We start from the raw sequence: 26,943 nt of genomic DNA, 5'->3' as shown, positions 1-26,943 counted from the left end.
CCGTCCGCGGCCCGCCCCCGACTCGTACGCCCGTGGCTCAGCTCGCGCTGTGCGCCACCGCGGTGCGCGACTTCTCGACGAGGGCCGACACCTCGGGCAGCACCGCCGTACGGACGTCGACCGCCTTCGGCAGGAGACCGTTCGCGAACAGCAGGTCCGCGGCGCGCTGCTGCTCGTCGAGGAACGTGTCGTCGACCGGCTTGATGCCGAACGGGCGGTGCGCGAGCGCGTACTCCCACGACTCGACGCTGGCGGGCTGCCCGTGCGCCTGCGCGTCGGCGACGAAGAACTCCGCCGCCTCACGCGGGTCGGCGACGATCCGCGCGTCGGACTCCTGCAGCGCGTCGATCACGGCGGCCAGCTCGTCGGTGCGCTCGACCGCGAAGTCGCGGCGCGTGAACCACAGCGACGGGTGGCTGAACAGACCCTCGGTCTCGATCAGCGTCGTCACCTCGGTCTCCTGCTCGACGCGCGAGAGCTCCGGGTACGCACCGGTCCAGGCGTCGATGGAACCGGCGAGGAAGAGGTCCGCGGCGTCAGCGCCCACGTCCACCGGCTCGACGTCGTCCCAGCCCAGACCGACCTGCTCGAGCGCGAACAGGAGCAGGGTCGTCTGCCACGAGCCGTGCCCGATGCCGACCTTCTTGCCGCGCAGGTCGGCGACGGTCGAGATGCCCGAGCTGGCCTTCGCCACCAGCCGGCCGTTCTCGACGCGTGGCTCCGAGATGCCGATGTAGACGAGGTCGTGGCCCTGGCCGAGGCCGGTGATCGGGGGAGTGAACCCCGTACCGATCACGTCGTAGCCCTCCTTGCTGAACAGGTGGTCGGCGTGCGCGGTCGGGAGCCCGTCGCGGACGCCGGGCTTCGGCCCCGACGGCAGCTCGCGCAGGTCGACCCAGGTCACGTCGTCGAGCGCCTGCTCGAGGAGGCCGCGGTGGCGCAGGACGAACAGCGAGTTGTTGTGCGGGAAGAATCCGACGCGGGTGGTCATGAGGCACTCCTGAGGGTTGAGGTGAGCGAGTTGGTGCGGTCGAAGGTGACGCGGGGGAGGACTTCGCTGCCGATCCGGTACGCCTCTTCGAGGTGCGGGACCGCGGCGAGGATGAAGGCGTCCGTGCCGAGCTCGACGAGCTCGTCGAGACGCTGGGCGACCTGGTCGTAGCTGCCCACGAGCCCGAAGACCGGCCCGCCGCGGAGCAGGTGGAACCCTGCCCACACGTTCGGCTCGACCTCCAGGTCGCGTGGCCCGGTGACCGGCTGCTTGATGAAGCCGCGTGCGCGGGCAGCGCCGACGGAGTCACCCGTCGCGTCGAACGACAGCTTCGCCTTGTCGATGGCCGGCCATGCGCGGTCGATCTCGGCCCACGCCTCCTCCTCGGTGGGGCGGGCGAGGATCTCGACGCGCAGCGCGAACCGCGGCGTACGACCGAAGGCGGCGCTCTCCTCGCGCACCTGGCGGAACTTGTCCGGCAGCGCGCTGAACGGCTCGAGCCAGGACAGGTAGTAGTCGGCGTGCTTGCCGGCCGTCTCGATCGCCGCCGGCGACGAGCCCGAGAAGTAGACCTCGGGCACGGGCTGCGCGGCCAGCTCCGGTGGGAGGTGCGCTCCCTGGACGTCGAAGAACCGCCCATCGAGGTCGTACGGCTCGGTGCCCCACGCGCCCTTGAGCGCGTCGAGGAACTCGGCCGTCCGGGCGTACCGGTCGTCGTGCGCCACCGTGTCTCCCCACCAGGTCTGCTGCGGGCCACCGCCGCCGGTGATCACGTTGTACGTGAGGCGTCCGCCGGTGGCGCGCTGCAGGCTCGCGGAGAGCCGCGCCGCGTGGACGGGATCGAGGAACCCCGGCTGGTACGCGACCATGAACCGGAACGTGCGGGTCTCCCGCGCGAGCAGGGCGGCGGTCGTGAACGGATCGTCGGTGAACGGGAAGCTCGGCAGCAGCCCGCCGACGAACCCTGCGGACTCGGCGGCCTTCGCGACGTCGGCCATGTGGTCGACGTACGTGTAGCCGTCGTCGCTCCCGCCGCGCCGACCAGGGGTGATGCTCCCCGGCTCGCTAGGGGCCCAGTCGCCGCGCGTCTGCGCGTGAGGCCTGCGGACCGAGGGCTGGTCGCCATGCGTGCCGATCCGCCAGTAGACGTCGACCATCAGCGGACTCCTGTCGTCTCGAGGTCGGATGTGGTGCTGCCTGCGGCAGGTCGTACGAGGGGAAGGAGGTGTTCACCGATCCGGTACGTCTCCTCCACGCGGGGACGGACGTCGAGGATGACCGTGTTGACGCCCTCGCTCGCGAGGCGCGCGAGCTCGTCGGCCACCTGCGCGTACGAACCGACGAGGCCGCCCGGCGAGGCGTGCCCGCGGGTCGCGAACCCGTCCCACCACGACGCACCGGAGGGGAGCGGTACGAGGTCGGGGCTCGCGCCGGACTCCGCGGACAGCTCGTACCGTGCTTCGTCGTCGGTCTCGCGCACCAGCACCGACAGCCGGACGCCGAGCTCGACCTCACGGCCGAGTGCGCGCGCCTGCTCCTGCAGCAGCGGGCCACGCTCGGCGACCTCGTGCGCGGTGGTGAAGACGTGGACGTCTCCGTGCTTGGCCGACAGCCACAGCGCGTCGTCGTCGCTGCCGGTGAGGTGGACGCGCGGGAACGGCAGGCCGGCGAGCGCCTCGCGGAAGCCGCCGCCCTTCACCTGGTAGTAGGTCCCCTCGAGATCGAACGTCGCGTTGTTCCACACACCGCGGGCGACGTTGAGGAACTCGTCAGCCCGCGCGTACCAGCTCGCAGCGTCCGTGCTCGACGGGCGCCGCTGCGACGGGGTCGCCGCCGTCACGAGCGGCGCCCAGTCGAGGCGGCCGGCGGTGAAGCGCTGGTACGAGGCAGCGATCTTCGCCGCGTACACCGGGTTGAACGCCGCGACGTGGAACTCGTGCAGCGCGTGCACCCAGCGGGTGTGACGCAGCGCGTCGCCGACGAGGACCGTCGACTCCTCGCCGCCGAGGTCGTACGGGGCGACGACGCCGTCGAGGCCGGCGATCTCCGCCGCCCGTACGGCGTGAGCGCGCTCCTCCGACGGCGGGAGATGTCCCCAGTCGCGTTCGTCGCGCGTCGCGAGCGTCGTCCAGACTCGGAGGCTCATCGGACCGACGCTCCGTCCTGCTGCTCGCCGACCAGGCGTGCCGCCTCGGCGAGGGGCTCGTACGCGGCCCACGACGCGACGTCGACGCGCGAGGCGAGGAACCCGTGGTCGTGGAGGAAGCGCTGCTGCTGGTCGAGTAGCGCGAGGCGCTCGCCGTCGAGGGTCGGCGTGAGCGAGAGGTGGACGTCCTCGCCGTACGCCGCGATGACGCCCTCAGCTCCGGACCCGACCTCGCGACCGAGGATGGCACGCAGCTCGTCGACGTGCGTCGCGGCCCAGGTCGACGCGCGGAGCGTCTCGACGAGGAACTGGACGACGATCTCGGGGCGCTCCGCGAGAAGCGCCTCGTGGACCGTGATCGGGCGGGGCGTGCCGTTGTTGACACGCGACGAGCGCTCCGTAGTGGCGTCGAGGTCGATCGCGACGACCGCCCCGAACTCGCGTGCCTGCTCCGCCGAACGAGCCCCCTTCACATAGACGGCGTCAACGAGGCCGTCGGCGAGATGCGTCAGCCCCGGCCACGGTGCCGCCGCCGACGGGTCGTTGCCCGGGGCGCGATCGACACGCGACTCGACCTCAACGCTGTGCCCGACTTCAACGACGTCGACGTCGTCCAGCGTGAGGTCGGCCAGCTTGAGCGCGTTGACGAATCCGTGCAGGGCCATCGCCCGCGGGAAGCTCGTCCCTCGTGAGCCGGCCCAGCCCGGGATCGCGACCCGGCGGCCGCGCAGGTCCGCGGGGCCAGAGATCCCGGAGTCCGGTCGCGTCAGGATCGACTGCCACTCGTCGATCCAGGTGAGACCGATGAGCCGAGTGGGAGCGCCTTCGGACCGGGCGACGAGCGCCGGGACGTTGCCGCCCTCGCGGAAGAGACCGACGAGCTGGTGGTCGAAGTGGTGCCGCGCGATCTCGGGCGGGGCGTCCTGCAGGACCCCGACGGAGAGGCCGGCGGGGCTGAACGCCTCGTCGAGCCAGCCCAGGTTGTAGGCGAGGCCGCTGGCGGTCGGGACGGGGCACCGCGTGTACCAGAGCTGGTTCACGTCGGTCCGTTCGGAGACGCTGGTCATGGGTTCTCCTTCGTGGGAGTCGATGAGGCAGAGGTTGGGGTGATCCCGAGCTCGCCGAGAAGGCGCTCGCGGAGGTCCACGACGCGCGGGTCGGTGATCGCGCGGGGGTGCTCGACGTCGATCCGGACGTCGATGGCTACCGATCCGGAGCGCAGCATCACGATCCGGTCGGCGAGCCGGATGGCTTCGTCGATGTCGTGGGTGACGAGCAGGATCGCCGGGCGGTGGCGCTCGCGGAGCCGGTCGAGGAGGTCGTGCATCCGGAGCCGTGTCAGGGCATCGAGCGCCGCGAACGGCTCGTCGAGGAGCAGCAGCTGCGGATCGCGTACGAGCGCCCGGGCCAGCGCCACCCGCTGGGCCTCGCCTCCGGAGAGCGTCGCCGGCCACGAGCCGGCGTGCCGTTCGAGACCGACCTCGGACAGCGCGGAGAGCGCCGCGCTCTTGTTCGCCTTCGTACGGCGCTGGCCGAGGAGGACGTTGCGCAGCACGCGGTGCGCCGGGACGAGTCGTGGCTCCTGGTAGACCGTGGTGACTCGTGGCGGGACCAGGATCTTGCCCGCGTCTGGCTTCTCGAAGCCGTTGAGCAGACGCAGCAGCGTCGTCTTGCCCGTGCCGCTGGGTCCGAGGACGGCCACGAACTCGCCGGGCGCGATCGTGAGATCGATGCCGTCGAGGACACGGTTGTCCCCGTACGCCTTGCTGACGGTGGTCAGTCGTGCGGCGGCTGGTGCGGTGGTGACGGACGACTTCGTACGGGTGGTGGTGGCCGTGCTCATCGTGCGGCCACCCCCGATCGCCACGGCATCGCGAACCGCTCGACGACGCGGATCCCGAGGTCGATGAGGACACCGATCACCGCATACAGGACGATGCAGAGCACCATGTAGTCGTTGCGGAAGTACTGCTGGGACAGCGACACCAGGTAACCGATGCCGGTCGTGGTGCCGATCTGCTCGGCGGCGATCAGGCCGGTGAGGCTGACCGAGAGGCAGATCCGCAACGCCATGAGGATGTTCGGGAGTGCCGAGGGCAGGATCACCTGCACGACCAGGCGTGCGCCCGACAAGCCGTAGCCGCGCGCGGCCTCCAGGACCTTGCGGTCGACCCCTCGGACACCGAGGTAGGTGTAGGCGTACATCGGAGCCACGGCGGACACCGCGATGAGGACGATCTTGAAGCCCTCGCCGACGCCGAACCACGAGAGCAGCAGAGGCACGAGCGCGAGGAACGGGACCGCGCGGTACATCTGCATCGTCGGGTCGATGAGGTCCTCACCGAGAGCGGAGATCCCGGACAGGACGCCGAGGATCAGACCGACCGTCACTCCGAGCGTCACGCCGATCGCGGCACGACGCCCCGATGCGGCGAGGAAGTCGGTGAGCTGGCCGCTCTCCCACAGCTCCTCGGCCGCCTGGACGACCGACCCGGGCGACGAGAGGATCTCGGGGTCGAGCCAGCCGGTGCTGCTCGCGATCTGCCAGAGGGCGAGGAGCCCGATCGGCACGGCGAAGCGGAGCGACACCGACAACGTCCGGCTGCGCTTGCGGCTGCCGAGGAACCGTGGGCGGGCGAGCGTCACGGCGCTGTCCGAGTCGGCCGGTGCGCCCGCAGCGGCCCGGTCGGCCCGAGGCGTCGCGTCGAGGGCCGCCGTCATGATCCGAGCTGCACTGCCGCGTCGGAGGACTTCACGGCCTTGCTGATGAACTGGTGCGCGAGGAAGTAGTCCGCGACGAGCTGGATCTTCTGCAGGTCCGCTTCCTCGACCGGGCGGAACGGCAGGCTGTAGCGCTCGACCTCGACGTCACGCTGGAGCGCGTCCCCGGAGGTGGCGGTCGGCCCGGAGTCGGTGAAGACGTTCTGGAACTTCTCCGGATCGGCGGTCGCCTCCTTCTGGAGCTCGGCGAGCGTGTCCGTGACGATCTTCAGCGCCTCCGGGTTCTCCTCGACCAGCTCCTGACGCGCCGCGAGGATCGTGAGGTCGTTGTCCTCAACGTCGTTGTTGGTCACGATCGTCTTGGCGCCCGCCGCGACAGCGGTGGGGTAGCCGCGCACGATCGCCCACCAGGCGTCGACCTTGCCGGACTGGAACGCACCCGCGGCCTGGACCGGGTTGAGGTAGACCTTCTCGACCTCGTCGTGACCGATGCCGGCCTTGTCGAGGGCGAGCCCGAGCAGGTACTCGCCGCGGCCGCCCTTGTTGACGGCGACCTTCTTCCCGACGAGCTGCTCGATCGAGGTGACCGAGCTGTCCTTGGGGACGACCAGGCCGTCGCCGACGGGGGCCTTCGGGTCCGTCGTACGGTCGGCGACCGCGAAGATCTTGAGGTCGTTGCTGGTCGAGAGGTAGCCGATGGCGGGGGAGATGGCGCCCTCGAGGAGGGTCACGTCGCCCGAGCGGACGGCGTCGATCGTTGCGGTGAACGAGCCGTACGAACCACCCCACTCGACACGAGCGTTCGCGGCTTCCAGGTTCTCGTCGAGGACGCCGGTCTTCTTGGCGTACGCGAGCAGACCGGCGTTGCCCGGGTCGACGAGCTTGATCACCGTCTCGTCCTCCGACCCGGCGTTCGCGTCGCCGCCGCAGGCCGTCATCGTCGCGGCGGTGGTGGCGAGAGCGACGGCGGCGGCGAGGCGTCGGAGGCGGAGGCGTGGCGGACGGAATGACATGGCTGCTCCTGGGTGGCTTTCGGTGGAGCCGGGTTTGACCCGGCAGAGATGAGTATGTCCATCAACTAGGTAGTCATTTACTCATGATCAATTACTGAGACGGGATGGCGAGGGTTCAGGTCCTGGTGAGTGGAAGGAGGGGGCGCGCGACGCGCGTCAGCTACGAGGGGTCGATGACCGGATGGCGCGCACCGGTGTTGGCGTCGAGTTGGAGCAGGAGGCGGCGCAGCGTACGAAGATCGTCGGCTCCGATGCCGTCCGCCAGGCGCTCCTCGACGGCGTTGACGGCGGCGTCCGCGGCGTCTCGTCGGTCGAGTCCCGCGTCCGTGATCGAGATCAGGCGGCGTCGCCCGTCGTCGGGGTCGCGAGTGCGTTCGACGAGACCGAGCGACTCGAGCTTCTTGACGACGAGCACGAGGTAGTTCGGGTCCATGTCGAGCAGCTCGCCCAGGCGTTGCTGGGCCAGCTCGCCGTGCTGACGCAGCACGAGGAGAGCGGCAGCCTCGCGGGGGAGCAGCTCGAGCGGCTCGAGTGCCTCGGTGATCCAGGTCTGGGCGACCCGGCCGATGTGCGAGAGCAGGAAGCCGGGACTGCTGAAGCGCGCCTCGGACGTCATGGTCGGACGGCGGTCGGTCCTGCTGACGGGCATGGTCACCTCGGGGACGGGATCGTCGGCGCGACAGGCGCCGGGATCGTCATGGTCCCATGACCATGTGCAACGGCCATACCGACGAAGGTTCGCTTCATCGGTATGGCCGGCTTCGTACTCATATTGCGGCTCAGCAGGATGACCGCCGGTGCTCGCATGACGCCAGTCGCGGTCCTCCAGCCGTTAGGGGCGCGTCGTCACCGAACGACCTCGCAGTCCTTGATCTCGACGCCGAGGTCACCGCCGTCGTCGAACTCACCGAGGACGGTGATCGTGCTGCCAGCCTCCACCTTCGCTGCCGCCTTGGCGGAGACATCGTTGCAGTTGACTGTCCAGATCGCCCACTCGTCACCGTCGGACAACTTGATCGTGTACTCGTCCTGGTCCCAGAACTCGGTGTCGACCTTGTCGACAACCCCGGTCACGGCGACTCGCTTGCCTTTGTACTTCTGGTCGGCGGCGGCTTCGTTCTGCTCGAACTCGGCCAGCATCTTTCCCGCCTTGACCTTGACTGCCTTTGGCGTCGGTGCCGGCTTCGGCTTCGGTGCAGGTGCCTTCGTGGTTTCAGCTACCGGCTCGGGGGCCTCGGTGGGCTCGGGAGTCGGGTCGGCCTTGGCCTTCTTGTCTTCCTTCGGGGCGGAGGTCGTCGGCTCGCTCGCCGCCTTGCTGTCAGGTGATGTATCTGCGGTCGCGCCGATCGCACCGAGTACGCCGATCACCAGGATGCCTCCACCGATGAGCGCCAGAGTGAGGCCCGTGTGGTTCTTTTTGGGGGCCTTGGGCGGCTGCGGGGCGGGCTGGTAGGGCTGCTGGTAGCTCATAAAGTCTCTCTCTGTGGCGCGCGACCGGGGGGCTGCGCGGACTGAAGCTCTTGGTGGACGTGCGACACAGCCGGCAACCTCGGAAGGAGTTATGCCTTGGTGCTGGACCAGCACTTCGCCAGACCAGGAGCACTCGGGACGATCGGCATCGGCCGGGTGACGCAAGACGAGCGATCGCGGCGCCAGCCCTCGTCGGACATCTTGACCGCGCCGGAGGGCGATATCAGCAGATTGACAATCTTTCGCGCCGCTGGGCTCAGCTGCGGACGCGGACCTTGACCGCCTTCGAGAGGGACGCGGTCTGCGTGCTCGAGGCGGGTGTGTACAGGCGGAAGGTCAGCGTGCCCTTCTCCTTCGCGCGGTAGCGGAACGACGCACGCCCGGCGTGGTCGGTGTACTGCGACGCCTTCACATTGCGCCACTTCCCGTGGACCTTCTGCTGCAGGCGTACGGGCGCGTACTCGAGCGCGTAGAAGCCGCGAGGACGCTCGACCTTGCTCGTCCCCTTTAGTCGTACGACGCGTCCGGTCCGAGTCTTCTTCGGGGTCGCGCGGACGGCCGATCGTGTCTGAGGCTGGCGCATCCGGAAGGTGCTCGTCGGGATCGCGCGCTTCGTCGCGTTGTAGTCCTCGTCGTACGAGGTGACGGTCCCGCGGATCTGGTAGGTGCCGGGGCGGTCCGAGCCGCCGCAGAAGAAGAACGACGAGGAGCCCGATGCCGGGTCGCCTCCCTTCCACAGCCAGTTGCTGTCGGCGGTGCGGCCGTCGGGACCGACGAGGGTGACGTCCAGCTCCCAGTCGTCGGCGCTGGCCGCAGCACTCCCCACCGTGTACGAGAAGCGGTGGTCGAAGCAGTCGTCCCAGAGCACACCCGAAGAGGCGCGGGCGCTCGCGGCCGTTGCGGCTTCTGCGGATGGCACCCCAACCAGGGCGGGGACGGCGAGTGCGACAGCGGTGACGGCGACGAAGCGCTTCATCAGGTTTCTCCTTGTGGGTTCGTGAAGGAGACGGCCGGAAGCTGCTTTCGTGACGCTCGCTGTGCGGGTGCGCCAGGTCACACGACCCTGAAAGTCCCTATCGCTCTTGCGCGGTCAGGCGACGTCCGCGATAGTTCTTGTCATGGCTGTGACCGACGCCACAGTGGCATCCGCTCCCGAGAGCGTGCTGACCCAGATGCGCCTGCTCCTTCCGGACCTGCCGTCGTCGATGCGTCTCACCGCTCAGCGGATCCTCGACGACCCGCGCTCCGCCGTCGCCGGCACGATCAACGACCTCGCCGTCAGTGCGGGCACCTCGACCGGCGCTGTGTCTCGCCTCTGCCGCACTCTCGGGCTCGACGGCTACCCGAGCCTGCGGGTGAGCGTCATCACCGAGGCAGCAGCGACAGCGTACGGGAGCTGGAACGTCGACATCAGCCGCGAGATCGGCCCGAGCCACTCGCTCGCCGACGTCGCGCGCACGCTCGAAGCCGTCCAAGCGCGTGCCGTCCACACCACGCTAGCCGGGCTCGACCTCGACGCCGTCGCGGCCGCCGCCGCGGCGATCAGTGGTGCGACACGCGTCCACATGTACGCCGTCAGCGGGAGTGGCGTGATGGCGCGCGAGCTCGAGCTCCGGCTGAGCCGCATCGGTGTCGCGTGCTGGACGTACGCCGACGTCCACGACGGTCTCGTCGCGGCGGCCCAGCTCGGCGACGGCGATGTCGCCATCGCGATCTCGCACTCCGGCGAGACCGACGAGACCCTCGACATGCTCGCCACCGCACGCGACCACGGCGCCCTCGCCGTCGCGATCACGGCCGGCCCACGCTCGCGGCTGGCCGCCTTGGCCGACCACGTCCTCGTCACCGTCGCCGAGGAGACCACCTTCCAGGACGGCCCGCTCGCCTCGCGCCACTCCGAGCTCGCCGTCGTCGAGATGCTCTACCTCGCCGTCGGTCAGCACGACTACGACCGCACGGTCCAGCTGCTCTCCGAGACCGAACGCGCCGTCAGGCCACGCCGGCCCGAACGACGCCGCAGCCACACCCGCCCCGATCCACGCTGACCCAGGAGGCTCCATGACCCCGAACGACGACCAGCCCAGCAACGGCATCAGCCGCAAGTCCTTCCTCCAGCTCGGCGGCGCCCTCGTCGCTGCAGGCGTGGCGTCACCGTTCGGAGCGGGGGCAGCCAGCGCGGCCACGGCCTCGACATCGAGCGCCGCGGCCACCGCAGCCGCTGCTGCGGCCGCCGTCGCCGCCGCCACCCCGACTGGCGGACCGATCATGAACGACGGACGCTTCCCGGTCGGTCTGTTCTGGCCGCCGCCGCCGACCGAGACCACGGTCGAGCGCTACCGCGAGATCGCCGAGGCCGGGTTCACGTACGTCCACGGCGGCAACTACTCGAACTCCGACGTCCAGATCACCACGCACATGCTGCGCGTCGCCGACGAGGCCGGCGTGCAGGTGCTCGTCGAGGACCCCGACATCAAGTGGATCCTCCGCAACATGAACGTCGGCGATCCCGCCCAGCCGAACACCATCAGCGAGGCCGAGCTGCGCCAGCGGATCACCGCGGCGGTCAACCGGTACGCGCCGTCGTGGCGAGCCGTCGGCGGCCGCCTTCACATCTCGAGCGGCAGCGGCGACGGGTCGATCGGCTGGGTCGCGGACGGCACGGCGTGGACCGACTACACGTTCGCCTTCGACACCCAGCCGCTGCGCACCGGCGCGGGCGGCTACGCGCAGGCCGGGTGGGCGTTCCGGATCAAGGATGAGCGCAACGCGTACGTCTGGCTGCTCTCGACGCAGGGCGCCGGCAACAAGGCGGTGCTCAAGAAGGCCGTGTTCGTCAACGGCGCTCCGACGGTCACGCAGGTCGCGCTGCCGTACCAGCTCGAGGAGGGCCGGAGCTACCACGTCGAGACGAAACTGAGCGGATCGACGATCACCACGAGCATCGACGGAGTCGTGGTCGACACGACGACCGACACGACGTACGCCGCGGGCTCGGCCGGGTTCCGCGAGGCGGGGTCTGAGTCGGCGTACTTCGACAACGTCGTCGTGACCGGCGCAGGGGGAGCGGAGCTGTTCCGCGACGGCTTCGACGAGGGGCTCGCGGCGTGGCGGCTCCCGGCGGGGTCGGGATACAGCTCGTTCGCCGGCATGCACCTCTACGACGAGCCGAGCGTCGGCCAGCTCCCGCTGATGGCGAAGGCCGTCACGATGGCCAATGACGCCTACCCGGACGCGCTGTCGTACGTGAACCTCCTGCCGGGCTTCGGCGCCGGCTACGAGCAGGCGGCCCGCGACCTGGACTCGGCCGTGCTGTCCTTCGACCGCTATCCGATCCTGGCCAACGGGGAGGACCTCGGCTACTTCGAGAACTGGGCGCAGGTCCGAGCCGCTGCTCTCAAGCACGGCCGCGACTCGTGGGTCTACATCCAGAGCGTCGGCTACGCGAACCACGCGATCCCGACGAAGGCAGACCTGCTGTGGCAGATCTCCATCAGCCTCGCGTACGGGTGCAAGGGCATCCAGTACTTCACCTACTGGACTCCCGACCCGGCTCGCGGCGAGGCGTTCACGACTGGCCTGATCACGGTCGAGGGCAAGCGGACGAGGCTCTACCGCTACACGAAGGAGGTCAACGCCGACTACCTCGCACCGCTCGGCAAGCAGATGCTCGACCTCACGTCGACAGCCGTGCAGGCCGCAGGCGTGGCGAGCGCTCCAGCGGGTCTCGAGCCCTTTGCGGGGGATGCCCTCGTCTCCGAGGTCAGTGGCGACCCGGTCGTCGTCGGCCGCTTCGTCGACGCGGACGACCGCCTGCACACGCTCGTCGCGAACTACTCCCGCCACGACCGCGCTCGCGTACGGCTGACGCTGCCCTCCGGCGCGGAGGCGTACGACCCGCGCCGTGATCGCTGGGAGCGCGAGGGCACCGGCACGCTGGCGCTGGCGGCAGGGGAGGCGCGCCTGCTGAGGGCTCGGTAGCAACTGGGTCGCGATCTGGTCGCGTGGCTACGAAACCTGTAGTCGCGCGACCAGGCGGCCGTCAGCTCTTGGGTGGCATCGTCATGGCGACGGCGACGCTGTTCACGACGGTCGCTGCGACCGTGCGGGCGACTGCTTCAGCGGCCGCTCCCGCTCCCCAGCTCCCGTTCTCGAGCTCCTTGGCGCGGGCGATGACGGGCGAGGTCCACGGGATCTCCCGGTCGAACTGCGGAAGCGTTCCGCTCGCGGAGATCAGCGCTGTGATCGCCGCGATCCGCGCGGACGGCACGTCGCCATCGACGAGAGCCTGTCGGACCGCCGCGAGCAGCTCCGCGCGGCGTCCTGTCCCACCGTCCTCGAGGACTGTGGTGGTGAAGAGACGGAGCCTCTTGCGGGGGCGGCGCTCGATCTCACCGCGGGCCAGGAGTCGGTCGAGGACCGGCTGGCGCAGGCTCGGACCGATCGCCGCGAGCGTTGTCTGGACCCCGCGGGGCTTGTCGGCGAGGTAGTCCCAGGTCGAGCGGAGTATGTCGTCCTCGGGCGGAGCATCACCCACCGCCTCGAGCCGGAGACCCCCGAGCTTCCCAGGCTCGGCGGACACGTGACCCCCGAGCGAGAGCTCGGCGAGGACTGCCCCGGCAAGCGGATAGAAGAGGGTGCCTTCACCGGCGATCGTGCCGGAGCCGGGTTGGAAAAGCAGCAGGAGGAGGTCTTCGGCCATGGTCGGAGGAGTGCGCTGTTTGTCGAGGCTCACCTCGCCAGTCTGCCCCGGGACGCTCGGCTCACAAGGCTCGCGACGGCGAGGCTGCGACCCGGCGCGCCTGCCTCCGCGGCGCTAGTGTCCCGTCATGAGCGCCGCAGCGAAGCAGCCCAAGCTCACCACCACGCTGTACGAGGCCGAGCTCACGCGTCTGCAGGTCGAGCTGGTGAAGCTCCAGGAGTGGGTGCGGCACAGCGGTGCCCGCATCGTGGTCCTGTTCGAGGGCCGCGACGCCGCTGGCAAGGGCGGCACGATCAAGCGTCTGACCGAGTCGCTCAACCCGCGCATCGCCCGCATCGCCGCGCTCCCCGCACCGACCGAGCGCGACAAGACACAGTGGTACTTCCAGCGCTACGTCACCCATCTCCCCGCCGCCGGGGAGATCGTGCTGTTCGACCGCTCCTGGTACAACCGCGCGGGTGTCGAGCACGTGATGGGCTACTGCACCAACGAGCAGTACGCGCTGTTCATGCGGCAGGCGCCCGCGTTCGAGCAGATGCTGATCGAGGACGGGATCCTGCTGCGCAAGTACTGGTTCTCCGTGTCGGACGAGGAGCAGCTGAAGCGGTTCCAGTCGCGGGCCGAGGACCCGATCCGGCGCTGGAAGCTGAGTCCGACCGATGTCGAGTCGGTGAACCGGTGGGAGGACTACTCACGGGCGAAGGACGAGATGATGGCCTACACGGACACGGTGACGAGCCCGTGGTTCGTGGTCGAGTCGGACAGCAAGAAGCGCGCGCGGCTCAACATGATTGCGCACCTCCTGTCGACCGTCCCGTACACCGACATCGAGCCTCCCCGCATCGAGATCCCGGATCGTCCGCCCGCGTCGGGATCGTACGAACGCCCGCCGCGAGACCGCGCGACGTACGTCCCGGACCACGTGGCCGACCTGCTCCGTCAGGCCCCGCCGTCCAGGCCGTCGGCGCGATAGACCGTGGTGAAGGCGGGAGTGCCGTCGGGCGCGGAGCCGGAGTGCTTCAGGATCCTGACCCTTCCCGTCCCTGCCCGGTAGAGCAGCAGGTGGTCGAGCTTGCCGGTGCTGGCACCGTCGAAGGCGACGATGTGATCGTCTGGCGAGGTCAGCTCGTAGCCGCCGATGCCTGATCCACCGACGGTCTGTTCGTAGACCGTCTTGAAGAGAATGTTCCCGTCGGCGTCCCAGCCGTCGTTCTCGACGATGAAGATGGCGCCCTTGTAAGCGGCGCTGGTGCCGGGCCGGTACAGGACCAGGTGGTCGGGATGGCCGGAGCCGTCGAGGTCGTACGCGATCACGCGATCCTGCGTCTCCGTCAGATCGAAGCCCCCGATCCCGGTGTTCTTGGAATAGATGGGAGTGAACTTCAGAGACCCTCCGTCGTCACCGTCGTACCTCAGGACGAAGGCGATCCCCTTCCCTGGTCGGTAGAGCAGCAGGTGATCGAGGTTGCCGGTCTTCTCGGCGTCGAAGGCGATGATGCGATCCTGGGGTTCGGTGAGATCGAAGCCGCCGATGCCAGAGCCACCCTGGGGTTGCTGGTAGACGGCCGTGAACGTGAACGGCTGCCCGCCTCCCTGGCTGTCACGTCTGACGATGTAGACGGCGCCCTTGCCGGGCCTGTACAGCACCAGGTGGTCGAGCTTGCCCGTCCCTTCGAGGTCGTACGCGATCACGCGATCCGACGTCGAAGTGAGATCGAAGCCGGCGATCCCGTTGGTCCCCGAGTAGACGGTGGAGTAGATGGGAGTGCCGTCGGGCTGGTCGCCGTCATGCTTCAGGATCTGTGCGATGCCGGTTCCCGGCCGATAGGCCAGCAGGTGGTCGAGCTTGCCGGTGCTGGCGCCGTCGAACGCGATCACGTGATCGTTCGACGAGATCAGGTCGAAGCCCGCGATGCCCGAGCCGCCCTGGGGTTGGTGGTAGGGCGCCGTGAACCGAGCATTCTTGTCCGGTCCTACGCCGTCACGCTTCGCGATGTAGAGGGCGCCCTTGCCAGGCCTGTACATCACCAGATGGTCGGCATTGCCGGTGCTGGCACCGTCGTAGGCGAACACGCGATCCGACGTCGAGGTGAGATCGAAGCCCGCCGCCCCGGTGAGGGCGAGCCGGACGTTCATCGTGTTCAGCACGCTCTGGATCGGATTGAGGGTCCCCCGGCCGCTGTCGCCGGCGAAGAGCAGCCCGATGACGCGTCCGAGCTCGTCGACGACCGTCGAGCCGGAGTCGCCCGGCCCCGCGAACGTGGGCGTGGTGTCGACCCCGGCAACGCTGATCTGGTCGGTGAACGTCACCGGTCCCACACCGTGGTCGTAGTTGATCGTGGTCGTCTTGTGGAGGCCGTCGACGATCCCGTAGGTCAAGGTCGTGGTGCGGCCCCTCTTGCGAACCTTCATCCCCTTCTTGGCCTCAGCGGTCCCGGTGAGGACGCCGACGTCCGTCACCTCGCCCACGTAGCCCGTGAAGAAGCCGCCGAGTTGGGCGACGGCCGCGTCGACGTTATGGCCGAGCGTGCCTCGCGAGATGTTGGCGATGAAGCGGGACGCGAACGGGTTGTCGATGAGACTCGGCTGGACGATCTGCCGGAACCGACCTGGCTCGTGCCATCCCTCGTTCACACAGAAGACGTGGTAGTTGCTCAGCGCCATCGCGGCCCCGGTGTCGTTGTCGATGACGATCGCGCCGAGAGTGCCCGCCCAGAAACCGTCGACGACCCGGTACGGCCCGACACTGATGCCGCCCTTCAGCGGGTTGTAGCTGCCCGCGTCGGCCAGTGGCTTGTCCTCGCCCTCGATGACGTCGGTGGGGATTCCCTCGATCGTGGGCGGGATCTGATCGTCTTCCGACACGTCCTTCTTCTCGGCGACGTAGACCCGGATCACGATCTCGTCGGTCCGCTCGCCGTCGACGTACTTGTAGCCGATGTCGACGCCGGTCACGCCTGGCCTGCTCAGGAGCTCGTCTTCGACGGCGCGCTTGACAGGCAGGATCTCTTGAACTCGGTCCATCACGGTGACTCCCATGGGTTCTGTACCGCTGGTTGTCCGAGATGTCCACATCGTGACAGAGGTGACGACGACCGGCACTTTGTGCCATGCAACGTTGGACGGTCGTTGTCAGCGCTTCGCCCTAGGCTCGATGTCCATGAGCATCGTGGTTCATCCGGCGACGTCGTACGACGACGTGGCGACCATGGTCGGACCGAAGCGCCCGGACGCCAACGTGTGCTGGTGCCTCAGCTATCGCCTGGCGACGTCCAAGGAGAACCGCGAGCTCGTCGGCACCGATCGCGGCAAGCGCGTGCGCAAGCTCGTACGCCAGGATCCGCCGCCCGGCGTCCTCGCGTACGCCGGCGACGAGGTCGTCGGCTGGGCGGCGGTGCACCCGCGGTCCGACACGAGCTTCGCGACCAACCGCAAGATCCCGCACGTCGACGACCTCGACGTGTGGTCGCTGTGGTGCGTGCGGGTGCGGCCGGGCCACCGCGGGCAGGGCATCGTCAACGCCCTCATCGAAGGCGCCGTCGAGTTCGCGCGAGAGCATGGTGCGCCCGCGATCGAGGCGTACCCGGTCGACAACCGTGGCGCGAAGGTCGACCTGACCATGGCGTACGTCGGCACGCTGGCGATGTTCGAGCGCGCCGGGTTCGTGAAGGCGGCGGACACCGACTCGGTCCTGAACCGCTTCCCGCGCGTCCTCGTACGCCGCGACCTGCGCAACTGAAAGGCTCCACCGATGACACGCATCGTCGCCGACATCTCGGTCTCCCTCGACGGGTTCGTCACCGGACCTGACCCGGGCCCAGACAACGGGCTGGGCACCGGAGGCGAGGCCCTGCACACCTGGGCGTTCTCGGACGACCCCGACGATCAACGGCTTCTGCGTGACGGAACGGCTCAAACGGGGGCCGTCGTACTCGGCCGCCGGCTCTTCGACATCGTCGACGGGCCGCACGGGTGGACCGACGAGACCGGCTATGGCGCCGGCGAGGTCGGCAAGCCCTCGTTCGTCGTCGTCACGAGCACTCAGCCGGACTCGGTGAGGCTCACCGATCTCGACTGGACGTTCGTCACCACGGGGCTGTCCGACGCCGTGAGCACCGCACGTGGGCGCGCAGAGTCGGCCTCGACCGACCGTGGCGAGGAGCTCGACGTCGTCCTCATGGGCGGCGGGGCCACCATCGGCTCGGCGCTCGCCGCCGGGCTGGTCGACACCCTGACGCTGCACCTCGCACCCGTCGTGCTGGGTGCCGGGACGCCGCTGTTCACGGGCGCGGCACCGCGCACGCTGGTGCAGCGGAGCGTGACGCCGACGTCGACGGTGACCCATCTGACGTACGACGTCGTCTGACCGCTCGCGGCGCCTCAGCGCCGCCGCCACGCGGCGACCGTCGTCGTCAGCCCGGCGAGGCCGGTGAGCACGAGGCTCGTCATCCCGAGCCAGAGCGGGACGATCGTGTCGTACGCCTCGCCGCCGAGCGTCGCCAACGACAGGTACGTGCCCGTGCCGAGCACGAAGAGCGTCGTCACGACCGGCCGTACGGCGCGGCCGCGTGCCGCCGCCCATGCGGCGACGAGCCAACCGACCGTGCCGAGCACGCCGACGCCGACGAGCGTCCAGATGATCGCGTTGCGGTCCGCGGCGACGTCCGACGTCGGCCAGTCCGGGTAGGCCGCGCGCACATGGTTCTCGACGGTGCCGAAGAACGCGAGGTCGAGCAGGGGCAGCGCCGTGACGACGAGCTGCAGGACGAGCCCGGCGTACGCGGCGGCGCGTGCCCGGGAGTTGCGAGTCGTCGACGCGCGGACGGTGTCGCGGGTAGACGTGGTCATGAGGTTCCCTCCTGATTCATACGGCGTAAGATTGTGTCACCCTAGTCATACACCGTAAGAACTTCAAGGAGGATCCAGTGGGCGCTCGGCGACGACAGGGAGAGCGGGCAGGCATCACCGCCGAGCGCGTGCTCGACGCGGCGGTGTCCCTCGCGGACCGCGACGGTGTCGAGAGGCTGTCGATGCGGCGTCTCGCCGCTGAGGTGGGCGTCGAGGCGATGACGATCTACCACTACGTGCCCAGCAAGCAGGCGCTGCTCGACGGGATCGTGGAGCGCGTCGTCCTCGAGGCAGTACGCGTGCCGCCGGACGCTGACACCTGGCAGACGACGCTGCGGACGTACGCGTACGACCTGCGGGCGTCGCTCCTCGCGCACCCGTCTGTGATTCCGCTCCTCGCCACCCGCCCCGCGGTGACGGTCGGCACCGCGACGGTGGTCGAAGGCATCCTCCAGTCGCTCGTCCGGGCCGGCCTCGACGCGGTGGACGGACTGCGTCTCGTGCACGCGACGACCGCCCTCGTGCTCGGGCAGCTGGCCACGCAGGCGGACGGCCCGAGATCCTCCACCGACCTCGCCGTCGACGCGGAGCAGTTCCCGTTGCTGAGCGAGGCGGTGGCCGGTGGTGCGGTCGATCCTGAGGCGCGGTTCGCGTTCGCCCTCGACGCGCTGATCGCCGGGGCAGATCCGACGTCGAGCATGTGAGGTCCCGAGCGGTTGCCCGAGCGTTCACCTGACCGCCGCCGAGTCGACACCGCACCTCCACCCACCACCGAGAGCCTCCTCGAGGGCCCGCGTCCGCGGGCCTCACAACTCGAGAGAGGTGTCCTTCGTGAGACACGACCGCACACTCGCGGTGCTGGTGGTCGCCGGAGCAGCGACAGCCGTGATCGCCGGCCTGACGCCCGCAGCGGCCGCCGTCAGCAGCAGCCCGACGCCGGCGCCGTACCCGACGGCTGAGCCCGCGATCGCGCCGGCCGCCGAGCCGGGTGATCCCAACACGTCGCCCATCCTCATCTCCGAGGTCACCAACGGCGGTGCTGGCCTGGACACCAACGCCGACCGGGTGAGCACGGACGACTTCATCGAGATCGGCAACTTCGGCACCGAGCCGGTCGACGTCTCCGACTGGCGCATCCTGCGCTGCGGTCAGACCGGCGACGGCTACGGTCCGCAGAAGGTCATCCCCAAGGGCACGGTGCTGCAGCCCGGTGACAAGTACACCGTCGGGAGTGCGAACAGCACCCACAAGGACGTCGTCAAGCGTGATGCCGACTACGACGCGACCGGGTCGACGCTGCACAGCTTCGGGTTCGGCGCCTACCTCGAGGACCCGGCGTACCACGTGATCGACCGTGTCGCGTTCTACGCCGACAGAGTCGACAGCGACTGCAACAACCCGACGGCCCTCCAGCGGCCGCTCGACCACCGGCTGAGCCAGAGCCACCAGCGCATCGCCAACACCGGCGACGTCGAGCAGGACTGGGCCGTCGCGACCCGCACGCCGGACGACGCGAACGCCACCGCGCCTCAGCCGACGCCGACCGCCGACACCCAGGTCCGCATCAGCGAGCTCGCCAACGGCGACGCGGTGAGCGACGCCAACCAGTACGTCGAGCTCACCAACTACGGCGACACCGACGTCGACGTGTCCGGCTGGAAGCTCTACCGCTGCGGCGAGAACAGCACCTCGTACGTCCAGCACCGTGGCCTGCCTGCCGGTACGACGATCCCGGCCGGTGCGAGCTTCCTCTTCGCGCACTCATCGGCGGCGCTCGGCGGCGTCACGCCGAACGCGACGTACACGACCGGCATGCACTGGCGAGACTTCGGCGCGATGGTCGTGCAGCCTGACGAGGCGATCGTCGACCGCGTCGGCGTGTACGCCGACCGCAACAGCATCTGCAACGCCGGCACGGGCATCAAGGTCAAGCCCAACAACCTGCAGAACCAGAGCCTCCACCGGGTCTCCGACACCGGAGACAACGCCGCGGACTTCTTCCTTGCCGCCGAGCGCACGCCCGGCAAGGCGTCCGCGCGGGCCGAGCTGAGCACCACGCCGGCGTTCGAGCGCACCGACCTCCGCTTCAGCGAGATCGTCGGCGCCGGGCCGGGCGGGAGCAGCGACGAGTTCGTCGAGCTCGCCAACTACGGCACGACCGACCGCGACCTCGCCGGCTACTCCCTGGTCCGTTGCGAGGGCACCGGCAAGGGCAACGCGGGGACGCAGGTCGCCGACCTCGGTGACGTCACGCTGAAGCCGGGCCAGACGTACGTCGCCGCCGCGGCGGCCGCACCCGCCGAGCTGCGCGCGAAGGCGAACGCCACGTACGCGACGGGACTCAACGAGACCGACGGCTACGGCATGTGGCTGCGCGCGCCGGACGGCACGATGGTCGACGCGGTCGGTGTCTACCACACCGTCACCTACAGCCCGTGCGTGATCGGCTCCGAGATCCGCAACGAGACGAAGAACGACAAGGGCGAGTCGTACCAGCGCGCCCGCACCACCGGCGACAACGAGGAGGACTTCGCCAAGACGGCCGACCGTACGCCCGGCGTCCTCGCCGACGTCGAGTGGGTCGACCCGGCGAAGCCGCTCCCCGGAGAGACCGATCCGGTGACGATCGAGACTCCGCACGCCCCGGGTACGCCGAAGGCCGAGGGAACGAAGAACCGCACCGGCTACCGCGCCACCGTCACCACCGAGGACGCCGACGGCGGCAAGCAGACCATCGATGTCCGGACGGCCACCACGCTCGAGACCGAGGGCACGCGCATCTTCGCCGGCTCCACGCAGCGCAAGCTCCCCAAGTCGCTCACGATCACCGGTGAGCGCCGCGTGGAGACGGCACCGGCGCTGGAGACCACGGCCACCCGCGACACGTACCCGTTCCAGCGGTACGCCGTCCCGGTCACCGAGGTGCCCGCCGGGGGAGTGGAGTTCACGTGGAGCGGTGCGACGCGTGACCGCAACGAGATCCAGATGTACGCGTGGAACGGCCAGGAGTGGACGCTGGTCGCAGCCGACAGCCCGTCCGCCGACGGTGACCTGACGCTGGTCGGCACGATCGCCGCGGACCGGGTGCTCGACGGCACCGCGAACGTGCTCGTCATCGACGGCCCGCGCACCGAGGGCGGCGCCGTCGACGCGATCGGCGTCACCGACCAGAAGTTCCTCGATCCCGAGGACTACGACCTCGCGTTCAACCACATGACGGACACGCAGTTCCTGTCCGAGGGGTTCCGCGGCGTCTTCCGGCGGATGGCGACCTGGGTGATCCAGAACGCGCAGGCGCGCAAGATCGGGTACTCGACCAACGGCGGCGACATCATCGAGAACTGGATCGGTGGCAACGCGGACCCGGTGCGCGCCGACAAGGAGTTCGCGTTCGCGAAGCAGGTGCACCAGCTGCTGAACGACGCCGACATCCCCAACGGTGTCCTGCCCGGCAACCACGACAACCTGTGGGGCCGCAACAACGACCGGTTCAACGAGTTCCTCGGCAGCGACATGTACGAGGACGAGAGCTGGTTCGGTGCGTCCTGGAAGAAGGGCGACAACAGCGCGCACTACGACTTCTTCGAGGCCAACGGCATCGACTTCGTCGCCCTGTCGCTGCCGTACCGGCCGAGCCAGGAGCAGATCGACTGGGCGCGCGAGGTCGCGGCGGCGTACCCGAGCCGCAACGTCGTGCTGATCACGCACAGCTACCTCGACACCGAGAAGAACATCGAGAACCGCGACGACCGCTACACCGCGCGCGGCGAGGACATCTGGCGCGACCTGGTGGCGCCGAGCGACAACGTCTTCCTCGTGCTCGGCGGTCACTACCACGGTGTGGCGACGAAGTACGGCGACCCGGTGACGGGGGAGCAGGTCGACGCCATCGACCTCGCCGCCGACACCGTGGCCGTGCGCAACGTCGGCGAGACCGGCCGTACGGTCGTGCAGATGCTCGCGGACTACCAGGGCTATCGCTCCACGCAGCCCGCCGGCCGCGCCGACACGCTCGACCGCGACACCGGCTTCCAGCGGCTGCTGCAGTTCGACGTCGACGCCGAGCTGATGGCCGTCAACGCGTACTCGCCGACGCTCGAGTCGTTCGAGGCCTACAAGTACGACGAGCCAGGCATGCGCGGCACACCGGAGAACGACTACCAGGACGGCCGCTACAAGGCGGTCGACGACGAGTTCGTCGCGAAGGTGGACCTGCTCGTCCGCAAGAAGCTCGACACTGCGCAGTGGGGTGTGACGACCGCGTCCGTCTCGGCCGGTACGGCGGAGGTCGCCGCGGGCGAGAAGGCGACGTTCGCGCTCGGCATGCCGCAGGCCGGCACGTTCTGGTACGCGACGGTCGCGGACAGCTCCGAGCGGACGGTCACGTCGACGCCGCTCGAGGTGGACTCCGCTGCTGAGCCGGGTGCGGCGCCCACCGTCGCGACGGTGAAGGCGTCGTCGACACGGCAGGTGTACGGCGCGGCGCCGGCGAAGCTCGGGGTCCTCACGGCGACCGTGCGGGACGAGGAGACGACGGACCCGGTCGCGGGTCGGGTCGTGTTCCGCAGCGGGTCGCGCGAGGTCGGACGTGCCGCACTGGCCGCCACCGGCCAAGCGACGCTCCGGCTCCCGGCGAACCTCGCGGTCGGGGTCCACGCGCTGACGGCGACGTACCTTCCGGCGGACGCGACGGCGTACGCGGGGTCGATGTCGACGCCGGTGCGCGTGACCGTCGTGAAGGCGACCGCCACGGCGCGGGCGCGGCTCGTCAAGTCGACCGTGACGCGGAAGCAGCGGGCGAAGGTCGCTGTCACGGTGCGGACCAACGGTCCGGTGGCATCGGGTCCGGTGCGCGTGACCGTACGACGTGCCGGGTGGACGAGGGTCGTCGACGCGACGGTCCGCAACGGTGCGGTGACGGTGCGTCTGCCGAAGCTGTCGAAGGGCCGCTACAAGGTCGCGGTCACCTACCGTGGCGCGGCTGGCATCGCGGCCGACGCGGCGCCGACCCGGACGCTGCGCGTGAGGTGATCGACTCGAGGTGATCACGAGCGCGGCCCGTCCTGGAGTGTTCCGGGGCGGGCTGCGGCGTATATGGTCGGTCTGACGAGAAATGCGAGGAGGTTCGATGGCCGACTACCCGCCCGTCTACGTCACCGTCGACGTCGTCGTGCTCACGATCCGCGACGACACGCTCCAGGCGCTCGCGATCCGACGCGGCGGGCCGCCGTACAAGGGCCGGTGGGCACTGCCCGGTGGGTTCGTCCAGCAGCGCGAGGACCTGCCCGATGCCGCGCGGCGGGAGCTCGCCGAGGAGACGGGCATCGAGGTCGAGCCAGCACACCTCGAGCAGCTCGGCTCGTACGGCGCACCGCGCCGCGATCCGCGCCCGGACCGCATCATCAGCGTCGCGTACCTCGCGGTGCTCCCGGACCTTCCCGACCCCGTCGGCGGCACCGACGCGGCCTCGGCGCACTGGGTCCCGATCGACGAGCTGACCGCACGGCCGCTGGCGTTCGACCACGCAGAGATCCTTGCCGACGGACTCGAGCGGGCGCGGGCGAAGCTCGAGTACTCGCCGCTCGCCACGGCGTTCTGCGGCGACCGGTTCACGATCGGTCAGCTCAGGCGCGTGTACGAGGTGGTGTGGTCGGCACGGCTCGACCCGTCGAACTTCCACCGCAAGGTCACCGGTGCGGAGGGGTTCGTCGTGCCGACGGGGGAGCGGGCGACCGGGGGACGGGGACGGCCGGCCGAGCTCTATCAGCGTGGCTCGGCAACCGTCCTGCACCCCGCGATCCTGCGCTGACGGCCAGTACGGACCGCGGGGCCAGGGCTTGTCTCAGCCGCGCTTGTACACCTTCGACACGCGCGGCTTGCCCTTCGACCACGCGAGCTTGCCGACGTACAAGTACTTCGGCCCCTCGCCGCGCACGCTCTTGGGCCGGTGCCCGTTCCAGAAGAAGTTCCAGGTGCCCTTCTTCAGGCCGACCACCGCCTGCGCGTTGCCGCGCCCCCAGGTCTGGGTGCCCTTCGGGAAGCCGAGGGTGCGCGTGGCCTTCGGCCAGCCCTTCCACAGCTGCTTGTTCTGCCGGTACCGCGTCCAGTACTGGTCACGCGTCCCGTACCAGCCCCACGACGTGAACAGGGTGAACCTGCCCGCTCGGTAGACGAGCGACGGGTTCTCCTCGATGTACTTGTGACGCACGCTCGTGAGCTGGACGCTGCCGCCGTTCTTGCGGACGGGGTTGGCGACGACCTTCGTCGGGTCGTTCGGGTTCAGGCGAAGCATGCGGATCGTCGTGTGCCACATCGTCCGGCCGCTCTGCTTGTAGGCGTGAGACGTCTTGTAGGTCAGCACCGTCTGGCCCTTGACGACGGCCGGGGTCGCGTCGATCAGGCTGGTGCTGCGCTCGTTCTTGATCGCGTCCTGGGGCTTGGTGCCGCTGCCCTTGTAGCAGGCGATCGGCCGCGCGTTCGGCACGAACGGGCCGAGGGGACTCTTGGACGTGCCGGTACCGATGCACCGGGAGGCGCTGGAGCTGCCGCGGACGAGGGCGGCGTAGTAGACGACCCACGTGCCGTTGCGGCCTCGGATCAGCGACGGCGCCCAGACGCTCCGGCTCTGCTTCGCGCCGGCCGGGGCCTTCGCCCACCGGGGCGCCTTCGTGAGCAGGGACCGGTCCTTGGCGATCTTCCAGGGCCCGTTGGGCTTCGACGCCGAAGCAGCAGCGCCCTTCGCGCTCCAGTCGGTGGTGTGCAGCATGACGTAGCCGCTGCCGGCCTTCGCGACACCAGGGTTCGCCCACTTCTTGAGGATCGGCGGATCCGGCGGCGCTGCGCTCGCAGCGGCGGGTACGACGAGGGTGGCGGCGGCAGCGAGGGCGACGGTCAACGCGCCCACCGATGTGATCCGAGCTCTGGTCCGTGACATCGCTGTCCCTTCGAGAGGCCTGAGTGCTGGCTTCGAGCAGCGTACGGGCGCGAAGGTTCAGCTGCCGATGGCCACTTCACGCGTCTTCGAACACGAACGGGTTCAGGATCTGCCGCTCCCACATGTACGCGCGCTCCTGCGCCGTGAGCGTCGCCGAGTCCGCAGCGTCGGACCAGTGCGAGCGGATCCCCTCGACCTGGGCGTCGATGATCTCGTCGGCCGCGCGACCGCTGAGCATGAAGATGTCGGCGGCGTTGCGGCACACCTGGAGCTTGCTCTCGCGCGAGCCGTCGCGGCCGATCGCCATCGCTTGCTGCGCGGTCCTCCCCGAGCGTGGTTGCGGGCACACGTCGTAAGCCGGGGTGAGCGACAGCGTGGAGCCGTCCCAGAAGGCGGCGTGATTGCGTGCATGGTCGTCGATGTTGCCGACGCACACGTTGAACACGATCCGTGAGAACAGCTCGTGCAGCGTGGGCACCGGGTTGTCGAACCGTGCGCGGACCACATCGGCAAGGTCGGCGTACGACGCGTACCTGGCAGTCATCTCCGTGAGCCCGAGGATGGTCAGAGCAGAGACGAGGGCGCGGCGTTCGCCGCGGATTGCTGTCCGGTCGAAACGTTCGACGAGAAGCACGTCGCGTCCGAGGGAGGTGACGACCTCCGATCCGGCGACGTCGAGCCCGACCCGCCGGGCGAGCTCCATCGCGACCGCCTCTGCCTTGACGACGGGATAGACGTCGGTGGTCGACGAGAACTTGGCGATGAGCCGGCGTTCGCCGTCCTCGATGAGCGCCTTCGGGCGCGCGCCCCCGACCGAGGTCCCGCGAAGCATCGCTACGTCCAGGGCAGCGGGCGGGGGTTCGCCGGACTCCACCAGCGCCGCCGCGCTCATGAGCTCCTCGAGACTGGCGGTAGCCGTGCCCCGGGGCTCGTACGAGGACGCGCTCGTCTGGAAGTCGAGCGCCCCGATGCGGTCGGAGTCGGAATCGAGCAGGTAGGTCAGCAGCCCGAGCTCTGCGGTGTCGCTGGTGGGGCCTCGGTGCCCATGGCGGGCAAGGATGACGCGCTGGCCCCAGGAGTCGGGGCCGGCGTCGCTGATGCATCCAGCGACGTCGAGAGCGCCGAGTGGTCTGATCGATCCTGGACGGAGTGGGAGCTCGGGCAGGTACAGGGCGACGGCATCGTCGCGCTCGAGGTACGAGCGTCCGTACGTGAACACGACAACATCGCCCGCCGCGTCCAGCCGGCCGGCCACCACCGGTTCCGTCGCGCCGGGGAGCCAGGTCCACACGAACGCCGTCTGCGCCTCAGAAGTCGTCATCGACGTCCACCGTCGTCTCCCGGACGCGCGCCGGGAGCAGCGCCAACCGGTCGCGGCCCAGCGCGACCAGAGCCGGGAGCTCGCTGGGCTCCGCGTCGTACAGACGCACACCGAGCAGCGTCGCCAGCTCGAACACGATCCCGATCGCGACCGTGGGCGTCCCCTGCTCGACCGCACGCAACGTGCTCACCGAGATCCCGACGCGGTCGGCGAGCTCCTGGAGGGTCCACCGTCGGCGTCTGCGAGCGCGCGCGATCTCGAGCCCGAGCACGCGGGTGGCGTCTCGGGTAGCAGCGGAGTACGTGTGTGTGCGGCGCAGCGCGACCACCTCATGCGTAGTTAAAAAGCATTTAAGCGTGTAAAAGAGCCTACAGCATCAGGAACGGCCGTCACGCGCGTCTTCCCGCGCAGAACGAGTCCACCCACTGGACGCTCCCTTGAACGAGCCGACATCGCGACGAACGGTGGGACGCACCTGTTCACGACGAAAGGAGAGCCCATGCTCACCCTGACCGAGAACGCCACCGATGTCGTCACGGCCCTGGTCGCCGACCGCATCGACACCGAAGACGCCGGACTGCGGATCAGCGGTCCGACCGACGGCAACTTCGCCGTCGCCGCCGTCCCCGTCGGAGAACCGGGGGACCAGCTCGTGGAGAGCGGCGACGCCAAGGTCTACATCGAGGGCGCCACGTCCGAGCTCTTGGACGACAAGGTGCTCGACGCCCAGGTGACCCCCGAGGGCGGGGTCCAGTTCGCGCTCGCCCAGCAGCCGGGCTAGCGGTCTCCGCCCAGTCCCG

Annotated in this window: 25 protein-coding genes; 9 read left to right on the top strand and 16 right to left on the bottom strand. The window is 69.6% G+C overall.

What is annotated here, in order from left to right; all coding sequences use genetic code 11:
* Window positions 1–37 precede the first annotated feature (37 nt).
* The 10 genes from AB3M34_RS12920 to AB3M34_RS12875 all read right to left on the bottom strand — a co-directional run bounded on the left by AB3M34_RS12920 (window position 38) and on the right by AB3M34_RS12875 (window position 9,317).
* Window positions 38–991 (bottom strand): ABC transporter substrate-binding protein, encoded by a 954-nt coding sequence (locus AB3M34_RS12920; RefSeq protein ID WP_370614405.1) that lies wholly within the window; start codon window positions 989–991, stop codon window positions 38–40.
* Window positions 988–2,148 (bottom strand): LLM class flavin-dependent oxidoreductase, encoded by a 1,161-nt coding sequence (locus AB3M34_RS12915; RefSeq protein ID WP_370614403.1) that lies wholly within the window; start codon window positions 2,146–2,148, stop codon window positions 988–990. Before AB3M34_RS12915 ends, AB3M34_RS12920 begins: the two co-directional genes overlap by 4 nt.
* Window positions 2,148–3,137, bottom strand: a complete 990-nt coding sequence (locus tag AB3M34_RS12910; RefSeq protein ID WP_370614401.1) for an LLM class flavin-dependent oxidoreductase — start codon at window positions 3,135–3,137, stop codon at window positions 2,148–2,150. Before AB3M34_RS12910 ends, AB3M34_RS12915 begins: the two co-directional genes overlap by 1 nt.
* Window positions 3,134–4,204 (bottom strand): ABC transporter substrate-binding protein, encoded by a 1,071-nt coding sequence (locus AB3M34_RS12905; protein ID WP_370614399.1) that lies wholly within the window; start codon window positions 4,202–4,204, stop codon window positions 3,134–3,136. Before AB3M34_RS12905 ends, AB3M34_RS12910 begins: the two co-directional genes overlap by 4 nt.
* Window positions 4,201–4,980 carry an ABC transporter ATP-binding protein gene (locus AB3M34_RS12900; protein ID WP_370614397.1) on the bottom strand — a complete coding sequence of 260 codons (780 nt, stop codon included), beginning with the start codon at window positions 4,978–4,980 and terminating at the stop codon, window positions 4,201–4,203. The genes AB3M34_RS12905 and AB3M34_RS12900 overlap by 4 nt, the downstream gene beginning before the upstream one ends.
* Window positions 4,977–5,858, bottom strand: coding sequence for an ABC transporter permease (locus AB3M34_RS12895; protein WP_370614395.1), 882 nt, complete (start codon window positions 5,856–5,858; stop codon window positions 4,977–4,979). The genes AB3M34_RS12900 and AB3M34_RS12895 overlap by 4 nt, the downstream gene beginning before the upstream one ends.
* Complete coding sequence (locus AB3M34_RS12890) at window positions 5,855–6,871, bottom strand: ABC transporter substrate-binding protein (RefSeq protein WP_370614393.1); 1,017 nt, start codon at window positions 6,869–6,871, stop codon at window positions 5,855–5,857. The genes AB3M34_RS12895 and AB3M34_RS12890 overlap by 4 nt, the downstream gene beginning before the upstream one ends.
* 160 nt (window positions 6,872–7,031) lie before the next feature.
* Complete coding sequence (locus AB3M34_RS12885; protein ID WP_370614391.1) at window positions 7,032–7,520, bottom strand: MarR family winged helix-turn-helix transcriptional regulator; 489 nt, start codon at window positions 7,518–7,520, stop codon at window positions 7,032–7,034.
* Window positions 7,521–7,717: 197 nt separating this feature from the next.
* Window positions 7,718–8,341, bottom strand: coding sequence for an OB-fold protein (locus AB3M34_RS12880; RefSeq protein WP_370614389.1), 624 nt, complete (start codon window positions 8,339–8,341; stop codon window positions 7,718–7,720).
* Window positions 8,342–8,597: 256 nt separating this feature from the next.
* The gene (locus AB3M34_RS12875) at window positions 8,598–9,317 is read right to left on the bottom strand and encodes a hypothetical protein (RefSeq protein ID WP_370614387.1); all 720 of its coding nucleotides are present in this window, start codon (window positions 9,315–9,317) and stop codon (window positions 8,598–8,600) included.
* A 142-nt stretch (window positions 9,318–9,459) separates the two neighbouring features.
* Here AB3M34_RS12875 and AB3M34_RS12870 point away from each other — a divergent pair, with 142 nt between their 5' ends.
* Window positions 9,460–10,386 carry a MurR/RpiR family transcriptional regulator gene (locus AB3M34_RS12870; protein WP_370614385.1) on the top strand — a complete coding sequence of 309 codons (927 nt, stop codon included), beginning with the start codon at window positions 9,460–9,462 and terminating at the stop codon, window positions 10,384–10,386.
* Window positions 10,387–10,399: 13 nt separating this feature from the next.
* Window positions 10,400–12,319: a hypothetical protein gene (locus AB3M34_RS12865; protein ID WP_370614383.1), complete on the top strand. Its 1,920-nt coding sequence runs from the start codon at window positions 10,400–10,402 to the stop codon at window positions 12,317–12,319.
* Window positions 12,320–12,380: 61 nt separating this feature from the next.
* On the opposite strand, the gene AB3M34_RS12860 is transcribed toward AB3M34_RS12865, so the two are convergent.
* On the bottom strand, window positions 12,381–13,073 hold the full coding sequence (locus AB3M34_RS12860) for a GOLPH3/VPS74 family protein (RefSeq protein ID WP_370614381.1): 693 nt from the start codon (window positions 13,071–13,073) through the stop codon (window positions 12,381–12,383).
* 94 nt (window positions 13,074–13,167) lie between these two features.
* On the opposite strand from AB3M34_RS12860, the gene ppk2 reads away from it, so the two are divergent.
* Complete coding sequence (ppk2, locus tag AB3M34_RS12855; RefSeq protein ID WP_370614379.1) at window positions 13,168–14,013, top strand: polyphosphate kinase 2; 846 nt, start codon at window positions 13,168–13,170, stop codon at window positions 14,011–14,013.
* Here the strand turns inward: ppk2 and AB3M34_RS12850 are convergent.
* Window positions 13,980–16,064 carry a hypothetical protein gene (locus AB3M34_RS12850; protein WP_370614377.1) on the bottom strand — a complete coding sequence of 695 codons (2,085 nt, stop codon included), beginning with the start codon at window positions 16,062–16,064 and terminating at the stop codon, window positions 13,980–13,982. The two genes, ppk2 and AB3M34_RS12850, sit on opposite strands and share 34 nt — an antisense overlap.
* A gap of 136 nt (window positions 16,065–16,200) precedes the next feature.
* Here AB3M34_RS12850 and AB3M34_RS12845 point away from each other — a divergent pair, with 136 nt between their 5' ends.
* Window positions 16,201–16,779, top strand: coding sequence for a GNAT family N-acetyltransferase (locus AB3M34_RS12845; RefSeq protein ID WP_370614375.1), 579 nt, complete (start codon window positions 16,201–16,203; stop codon window positions 16,777–16,779).
* Window positions 16,780–16,791: 12 nt separating this feature from the next.
* Window positions 16,792–17,406, top strand: a complete 615-nt coding sequence (locus AB3M34_RS12840; RefSeq protein ID WP_370614373.1) for a dihydrofolate reductase family protein — start codon at window positions 16,792–16,794, stop codon at window positions 17,404–17,406.
* A 14-nt stretch (window positions 17,407–17,420) separates the two neighbouring features.
* On the opposite strand, the gene AB3M34_RS12835 is transcribed toward AB3M34_RS12840, so the two are convergent.
* Window positions 17,421–17,888 (bottom strand): hypothetical protein, encoded by a 468-nt coding sequence (locus AB3M34_RS12835; RefSeq protein WP_370614371.1) that lies wholly within the window; start codon window positions 17,886–17,888, stop codon window positions 17,421–17,423.
* Window positions 17,889–17,965: 77 nt separating this feature from the next.
* On the opposite strand from AB3M34_RS12835, the gene AB3M34_RS12830 reads away from it, so the two are divergent.
* The 3 genes from AB3M34_RS12830 to AB3M34_RS12820 all read left to right on the top strand — a co-directional run bounded on the left by AB3M34_RS12830 (window position 17,966) and on the right by AB3M34_RS12820 (window position 23,697).
* Entirely contained in the window at window positions 17,966–18,592 is a 627-nt protein-coding gene (locus AB3M34_RS12830) for a TetR/AcrR family transcriptional regulator C-terminal domain-containing protein (RefSeq protein ID WP_370614369.1), read from the top strand.
* A gap of 127 nt (window positions 18,593–18,719) precedes the next feature.
* Complete coding sequence (locus AB3M34_RS12825) at window positions 18,720–22,919, top strand: lamin tail domain-containing protein (RefSeq protein ID WP_370614367.1); 4,200 nt, start codon at window positions 18,720–18,722, stop codon at window positions 22,917–22,919.
* A 97-nt stretch (window positions 22,920–23,016) separates the two neighbouring features.
* The gene (locus tag AB3M34_RS12820; RefSeq protein ID WP_370614365.1) at window positions 23,017–23,697 is read left to right on the top strand and encodes an NUDIX hydrolase; all 681 of its coding nucleotides are present in this window, start codon (window positions 23,017–23,019) and stop codon (window positions 23,695–23,697) included.
* Between the two features lie 33 nt (window positions 23,698–23,730).
* Here AB3M34_RS12820 and AB3M34_RS12815 read toward each other — a convergent pair whose 3' ends face one another.
* The 3 genes from AB3M34_RS12815 to AB3M34_RS12805 form a co-directional block, all read right to left on the bottom strand.
* Window positions 23,731–24,792, bottom strand: a complete 1,062-nt coding sequence (locus AB3M34_RS12815; RefSeq protein ID WP_370614363.1) for a hypothetical protein — start codon at window positions 24,790–24,792, stop codon at window positions 23,731–23,733.
* A gap of 106 nt (window positions 24,793–24,898) precedes the next feature.
* Window positions 24,899–26,143 (bottom strand): type II toxin-antitoxin system HipA family toxin, encoded by a 1,245-nt coding sequence (locus tag AB3M34_RS12810; protein ID WP_370614361.1) that lies wholly within the window; start codon window positions 26,141–26,143, stop codon window positions 24,899–24,901.
* Window positions 26,130–26,414 carry a helix-turn-helix domain-containing protein gene (locus AB3M34_RS12805; RefSeq protein ID WP_370614359.1) on the bottom strand — a complete coding sequence of 95 codons (285 nt, stop codon included), beginning with the start codon at window positions 26,412–26,414 and terminating at the stop codon, window positions 26,130–26,132. Before AB3M34_RS12805 ends, AB3M34_RS12810 begins: the two co-directional genes overlap by 14 nt.
* 228 nt (window positions 26,415–26,642) lie before the next feature.
* Here AB3M34_RS12805 and AB3M34_RS12800 point away from each other — a divergent pair, with 228 nt between their 5' ends.
* Window positions 26,643–26,924: a Fe-S cluster assembly protein HesB gene (locus AB3M34_RS12800; protein WP_370614357.1), complete on the top strand. Its 282-nt coding sequence runs from the start codon at window positions 26,643–26,645 to the stop codon at window positions 26,922–26,924.
* Window positions 26,925–26,943: the final 19 nt, after the last annotated feature.

It is taken from the genome of Mumia sp. Pv4-285 (assembly GCF_041320275.1).
Taxonomy (GTDB): domain Bacteria; phylum Actinomycetota; class Actinomycetes; order Propionibacteriales; family Nocardioidaceae; genus Mumia; species Mumia qirimensis.
The sequence above is the reverse complement of the archived record's forward strand: the minus strand, read 5'-3'. Positions and strand labels throughout refer to the sequence as shown.

Bases quoted from the DNA above. Each gene is read 5' to 3' on its own strand.
- AB3M34_RS12920 (WP_370614405.1), bottom strand. From the start codon at position 991: ATGACCACCCGCGTCGGATTCTTCCCGCACAACAACTCGCTGTTCGTC.
- AB3M34_RS12915 (WP_370614403.1), bottom strand. From the start codon at position 2,148: ATGGTCGACGTCTACTGGCGGATCGGCACGCATGGCGACCAGCCCTCG.
- AB3M34_RS12910 (WP_370614401.1), bottom strand. From the start codon at position 3,137: ATGAGCCTCCGAGTCTGGACGACGCTCGCGACGCGCGACGAACGCGAC.
- AB3M34_RS12905 (WP_370614399.1), bottom strand. From the start codon at position 4,204: ATGACCAGCGTCTCCGAACGGACCGACGTGAACCAGCTCTGGTACACG.
- AB3M34_RS12900 (WP_370614397.1), bottom strand. From the start codon at position 4,980: ATGAGCACGGCCACCACCACCCGTACGAAGTCGTCCGTCACCACCGCA.
- AB3M34_RS12895 (WP_370614395.1), bottom strand. From the start codon at position 5,858: ATGACGGCGGCCCTCGACGCGACGCCTCGGGCCGACCGGGCCGCTGCG.
- AB3M34_RS12890 (WP_370614393.1), bottom strand. From the start codon at position 6,871: ATGTCATTCCGTCCGCCACGCCTCCGCCTCCGACGCCTCGCCGCCGCC.
- AB3M34_RS12885 (WP_370614391.1), bottom strand. From the start codon at position 7,520: ATGCCCGTCAGCAGGACCGACCGCCGTCCGACCATGACGTCCGAGGCG.
- AB3M34_RS12880 (WP_370614389.1), bottom strand. From the start codon at position 8,341: ATGAGCTACCAGCAGCCCTACCAGCCCGCCCCGCAGCCGCCCAAGGCC.
- AB3M34_RS12875 (WP_370614387.1), bottom strand. From the start codon at position 9,317: ATGAAGCGCTTCGTCGCCGTCACCGCTGTCGCACTCGCCGTCCCCGCC.
- AB3M34_RS12870 (WP_370614385.1), top strand. From the start codon at position 9,460: ATGGCTGTGACCGACGCCACAGTGGCATCCGCTCCCGAGAGCGTGCTG.
- AB3M34_RS12865 (WP_370614383.1), top strand. From the start codon at position 10,400: ATGACCCCGAACGACGACCAGCCCAGCAACGGCATCAGCCGCAAGTCC.
- ppk2 (WP_370614379.1), top strand. From the start codon at position 13,168: ATGAGCGCCGCAGCGAAGCAGCCCAAGCTCACCACCACGCTGTACGAG.
- AB3M34_RS12850 (WP_370614377.1), bottom strand. From the start codon at position 16,064: ATGGACCGAGTTCAAGAGATCCTGCCTGTCAAGCGCGCCGTCGAAGAC.
- AB3M34_RS12845 (WP_370614375.1), top strand. From the start codon at position 16,201: ATGAGCATCGTGGTTCATCCGGCGACGTCGTACGACGACGTGGCGACC.
- AB3M34_RS12840 (WP_370614373.1), top strand. From the start codon at position 16,792: ATGACACGCATCGTCGCCGACATCTCGGTCTCCCTCGACGGGTTCGTC.
- AB3M34_RS12835 (WP_370614371.1), bottom strand. From the start codon at position 17,888: ATGACCACGTCTACCCGCGACACCGTCCGCGCGTCGACGACTCGCAAC.
- AB3M34_RS12820 (WP_370614365.1), top strand. From the start codon at position 23,017: ATGGCCGACTACCCGCCCGTCTACGTCACCGTCGACGTCGTCGTGCTC.
- AB3M34_RS12810 (WP_370614361.1), bottom strand. From the start codon at position 26,143: ATGACGACTTCTGAGGCGCAGACGGCGTTCGTGTGGACCTGGCTCCCC.
- AB3M34_RS12800 (WP_370614357.1), top strand. From the start codon at position 26,643: ATGCTCACCCTGACCGAGAACGCCACCGATGTCGTCACGGCCCTGGTC.